Genomic DNA, 5,084 nt, shown 5'->3' on the forward strand with positions numbered 1-5,084 from the left:
GTGGACGGGGCCGAACGCGAAGATGAGCAACTGGCGGAATTTCACGTGCTGGGCTTTCCCCTGCTGGCAGTCTCCGCCGAGCACGGACACAATATCCGCGCCCTTGTGGAAGACCTGGTTGACCTGTTGCCCGAGGAAACCCCCGAAGCGCCTCCGGCTCCCCCGACCCTGCGCCTGGCAATGCTTGGCCGCCCCAATGCGGGCAAGTCCTCGCTTATCAACGCGCTTTCCGGCGAAGACCGCATGATCGTTTCCGATGTGGCGGGCACGACCCGTGACAGCGTTGACGTGCGCTTCAGCCGCAATGGCAAGGACTATGTCTTTGTAGACACGGCCGGTGTTCGGCGGCGCACAAAAATTACGGACAGTGTAGAAAAGTACTCTGTGAACTCGGCCATCAAGTCCAGCACAAAGGCGGACGTGACCCTGCTGACCCTGGATGCTGCCGAAGGCGTGAGCCAGCAGGACAAGCGCCTCATGGACATGCTGAACACGCGCAAAACGCCGTTCATGGTTCTGATCAACAAATGCGACCTGGCCCCCCGGCATGCCCTGGATCAGCTGAAAAAGAATGTCAGCCAGATGCTGGCATTCTGCCCCCACGTGCCGGTCATGCCCGTTTCTGCCCTTAGCGGCAAAGACCTGGATAAAATACTGCCTCTTGCACAGCGCATCCATGAGGAGTGCAGCATCCGCATCCCCACAGGACGCCTCAACAGGGCCATGGAAGAGGTGCTTACCCGTCACCAGCCCCCTGTGGTCAAAAGGGCGCGGGCCAAATTCTTCTATCTTACCCAGGCCGAATCCGAGCCGCCGACCTTTGTGTTTTTTGTGAGCGACGCCACGCGCGTGCCGGAGAGCTACGCCCGCTACCTTGAACGCGCACTGAGAAAAACCTTCGGTATCGTTCATGCGCCCATGCGCCTGCACCTGCGCTCAAGCCACAAGAAAAAGGACAAGTAGCGCCATAACAGGCACCTGCCCCAAAGCACCACCCCAAAAACGATTTTCATGAGGCGGCCCGGATGTACCGACATCATCCGGGCCGCCTTTGGCATCGTGTAAAAAAACACCGCATCTTTTGCCGTCCGGCACTTGACAGACGCGGCAACCGCGCATTGACAGGCCGCCCGCAATAAGGCAATAGAGAGGTCTTCATCCATTTTGAAGCGCAAAATGCGCGCGACAATTTTCTCGTAGGAGGGGCTGATGAAAAAAGGTATAACCTTGCTTGCGGCAATGGCACTCTGCGCGGCGCTGGCCGCCCCCGCTCGGGCGGAAGACACCATCAAAATCGGCGTCGCCGGCGCTCACTCCGGCGATTTGGCCTCCTACGGCGTACCCAGCCTGAACGCTGCCAAGGTGGTCATTGCCGATACCAACGCCAAGGGCGGCGTGCTCGGCAAGCAGATCGAGCTGGTGGCCCAGGACGACCAATGCAAGCCCGAGCTGGCTACCAACGCAGCCACCAAGCTCATTTCCGACAAGGTCGCCGTGGTTATGGGGCATATCTGCTCCGGCGCCACCAAGGCTACCCTGCCCCTGTATACCGACGCCAAGATCGTGAGCATGTCGCCTTCTGCCACCACTCCCGGCCTTACGGAAGGCGGCAGCAACCCCTACTTCTTCCGCACCATTGCCAACGACAAAGCCCAGGCCGGACTGACCAGCGACTTCATGCTCAACAACCTCAAAGTCAAAAAAGTTGCCTATCTGCATGATAACGGCGATTACGGCAAGGGCTTTGTGGACAATAATCGCGAGCACCTCGAAAAGGCCGGCGTCAAGACCGTTCTGTTTGAAGCCATCACCCCCGACGCCGTGGACTTTTCCGCCGTTGTGCGCAAACTCAAGCGCGAGCAGCCCGACATCGTGGTTTTCGGCGGCTATCAGCCCACGGCCTCCAAGCTGCTGCAGCAGATGCGCCGCGACCGCGTGACCACCGCCCTGCTCGGCCCTGACGGCCTTATGGACGAAGCCTTCATCAAGATGGCCGGCAAGGCCAGCGAAGGCGTGTACTCCTCCTATCCCAAGGACACCAGCAACCTGCCCGCTTACAAGGCCGCCCGTGAAGGCCACGTAAAAATGTTCGGCAAGGATCCCGGCTCGTTCTACTACAACGGTTATGCCGCCACCCAGGCCCTGATCAATGCCATTGAAAAGGCCGGCAGCACCGACACAGCCAAAATTGTGGAAGCCCTGCATACCGCGCCCGTGGATACCCCGCTGGGAACCCTGACCTTCAGCAAAACCGGCGATGCCGCCGGCATGGCTCTCTCCATCTATCAGGTCAAAGACGGAAAATTTGTGGAACTCGACCACAGCATCGTCCTTGAATAGTTGATCAGGGGGGCGCGGTCATGGCCGCGCCCCCGTTTTCGCACACACTTTCGGCTGCGGCCGACGGCAATAACGGAACTGACGCCGGAGCGTGGCACTGCCAGGCCCCGGCGCGCGCGGGACGGCATGGACATCCAATTTTTTATAGAGCTTTTCTTTGGTGGACTCACCAGAGGCAGTATCTATGCGCTTATAGCTCTGGGCTACACCCTGGTTTACGGCATCATTGAGCTTATCAACTTTGCTCATGGCGAAATTTACATGCTGGGCGCTTTTACCGCCCTGCTGGTTGCCGGGGTGCTGGGCGTATACGGCTTTCCCGCTGGCGGCATACTTGTCGTCGCGGCGCTGGCGGCCATTGTCTGGTGCGCCGCCTATGGCTACACGCTGGAAAAGGTGGCGTACAAGCCGCTACGCGGCGCACCGCGCCTGTCGCCCCTGATCTCGGCCATAGGCATGTCCATATTTTTGCAGAATTACGTGTTGCTGGCCCAGACCTCAGACTTCGTGCCTTTTCCCAATCTGCTGCCTGAAATGGATTTTCTTGAGCATATCGGCTATGTCATGGGACCCAGCGATTTTCTGATTCTCGCTGTCAGCACCATTGCCATGGTTTCGCTCTCGCTTTTCATCCGCTACACACGCATGGGCAAAGCCATGCGCGCCACGGCGCAGAACCGTAAAATGGCGCTGCTGCTGGGCATTAACGCCGACCGCATCATTTCCCTGACCTTTATTATCGGATCGGGGCTGGCAGCCCTTGGCGGCGTGCTCATTGCCTCACATATGGGACAGGTCAACTTTGGCATCGGCTTTCTGGCCGGGCTTAAAGCCTTTACGGCAGCGGTACTCGGCGGCATCGGTTCCATCCCCGGAGCCATGGTGGGCGGCCTTGTGCTCGGCCTCGCCGAAAGCTTCACCACCGGGTACTTCTCAGGCAACTATGAAGACATGCTGGCCTTTGCCATCCTGATCCTCATTCTGATCTTCCGCCCTGACGGCATCCTGGGCAAAGCCAAAGTGCAGAAGGTGTAACCATGCAAAGAGTCATCAAGGCCGCCATCGCGGCACTCTGGTTCATGGTGCTCACCCTGCCCGTTTTGGGCATCAAGCTGAACACCATTGAAAGCACTGTTACCTGGCGGCTGGACCGCATCGCCCTGCTGGGCGCGGGCATCTTTGCACTGGCCCTTATCTGGGACTGGTGCTTCAGCCGCAAGGCCAGGGGCCTGGCCGTCATCAGGCTGCCGCGCAATTTCAGTCTCGGTTCGGGCATGGCCATCCTTTCCGAACGGCCCGTCCTTATGGCCGGAAGCCTGGCTATTCTTGCGGCCATCATGATTGCCATGCCGCTGGTGGTTTCGTTTTACCAGACCAACATCATGATCTCGGCCCTGCTCTATATCATGCTGGCGCTGGGCCTGAATATCGTGGTGGGTCTGGCCGGTCAGCTTGTGCTCGGCTATGTGGCCTTTTATGCCGTAGGGGCTTACGCCTACGGTCTGCTGCACCAGTTCCTGGGCTGGGGCTTCTGGGTGTGCCTGCCGGTGGGTGGCTTTGTGGCCGTCATTTTCGGTCTGGCCCTGGGCTTCCCCGTTCTGCGACTGCGCGGCGACTATCTGGCCATTGTTACCCTGGGTTTTGGCGAAATAGTGCGTCTGGCCCTGCAAAACTGGACCAGCCTGACCGGCGGGCCGCGCGGCGTGGGTGATATTCCCCGTCCCGGATTCTTCGGCATGGAAATGGATATCAGCGCCAGCACAACCTATATTTACTACCTTGTGCTTGCGGCAGTGGTCATAACGATCATTGTCATCAGCCGCCTGAAAAACTCCAGGGTCGGCCTTGCCCTCCAGGCACTGCGCGAAGATGAAATTGCCTGTGAAGCCATGGGTATAGACATCACACGGGTGAAGCTTTCCGCCTTTGCCCTTGGCTCGTGCTGGGCCGGTTTTGCCGGGGTTATCTTTGCGGCCAAAACAACCTACATCAATCCCTCAAGCTTCACCTTTATGGAATCGGCCATGATTCTGTCCATGGTGGTGCTGGGCGGCATGGGTTCCATCACCGGCGTGGTCATAGCCGCTCTTATTCTCATACTTGCGCCGGAATATCTGCGTGCCTTCTCCGAATACCGCATGCTCATCTTTGGAGCCATCATGGTGATCATGATGATTTTCCGGCCTCAGGGCCTTATCAGCGGCGAACGGCGCCGCTACCGCATCACCGGCCTTCATGAATCCAAAGGAGGCCGCCAGTGAACCCCGTGCTTGAAGTACAGGACCTTTCTCAGGACTTCGGCGGTCTGCGCGCTCTCAACGAATTGTCGCTTACAGTCAACAGCGGCGAGATTGTGGCCCTTATCGGCCCCAACGGCGCGGGAAAGACCACATTTTTCAACTGTGTGACGGGCATCTATACCCCCACCGAGGGCAAGATGTTTCTGTATGACCGCGAAGGCAGCCCCAAACTGCTTAACGGCAAGAAGCCGCACGTTATCACTGCTATGGGTATGGCCCGCACGTTTCAGAATATCCGCCTTTTCAGCGATATGACCGTGCTGGAAAACGTCATGATAGGCCGCCACTGCCGCACGCGAGCGGGCATTCTGGGGGCCGTCATGCGCGATGGCCGCACCCGCCGCGAAGAACAGGAAAGCATCGACGCGAGCTATGCCCTGCTGGAGTTGGTACGCCTGCAAGACATGTGGAACGAAACCGCCCGCAACCTGCCCTATGGCGCGC

At 58.8% G+C, this 5,084-nt stretch carries 5 protein-coding genes; all 5 read left to right on the forward strand.

What is annotated here, in order from left to right; all coding sequences use genetic code 11:
* On the forward strand, positions 1-963 hold a 963-nt coding region (gene der, locus V6C16_RS07655; protein WP_333542966.1), incomplete at its 5' end, for a ribosome biogenesis GTPase Der.
* Between the two features lie 246 nt (positions 964-1,209).
* Entirely contained in the window at positions 1,210-2,340 is a 1,131-nt protein-coding gene (locus V6C16_RS07660) for a branched-chain amino acid ABC transporter substrate-binding protein (protein ID WP_333534873.1), read from the forward strand.
* A gap of 126 nt (positions 2,341-2,466) precedes the next feature.
* Positions 2,467-3,375 (forward strand): branched-chain amino acid ABC transporter permease, encoded by a 909-nt coding sequence (locus tag V6C16_RS07665; protein WP_333534872.1) that lies wholly within the window; start codon positions 2,467-2,469, stop codon positions 3,373-3,375.
* A 2-nt stretch (positions 3,376-3,377) separates the two neighbouring features.
* Positions 3,378-4,601 carry an ABC transporter permease subunit gene (locus tag V6C16_RS07670; RefSeq protein WP_333534871.1) on the forward strand — a complete coding sequence of 408 codons (1,224 nt, stop codon included), beginning with the start codon at positions 3,378-3,380 and terminating at the stop codon, positions 4,599-4,601.
* The coding region (locus V6C16_RS07675; protein ID WP_333542967.1) for an ABC transporter ATP-binding protein at positions 4,598-5,084 on the forward strand (487 nt) is incomplete at its 3' end. The genes V6C16_RS07670 and V6C16_RS07675, both read left to right, overlap by 4 nt.

This window comes from Desulfovibrio sp. 1188_IL3213, from assembly GCF_036763145.1.
Taxonomy (GTDB): Bacteria; Desulfobacterota; Desulfovibrionia; order Desulfovibrionales; family Desulfovibrionaceae; genus Desulfovibrio.

What these genes read in the sequence shown, in the direction of transcription:
- V6C16_RS07660 (WP_333534873.1), top strand. Translation starts at nt 1,210, where the DNA reads ATGAAAAAAGGTATAACCTTGCTTGCGGCAATGGCACTCTGCGCGGCG.
- V6C16_RS07665 (WP_333534872.1), top strand. Translation starts at nt 2,467, where the DNA reads ATGGACATCCAATTTTTTATAGAGCTTTTCTTTGGTGGACTCACCAGA.
- V6C16_RS07670 (WP_333534871.1), top strand. Translation starts at nt 3,378, where the DNA reads ATGCAAAGAGTCATCAAGGCCGCCATCGCGGCACTCTGGTTCATGGTG.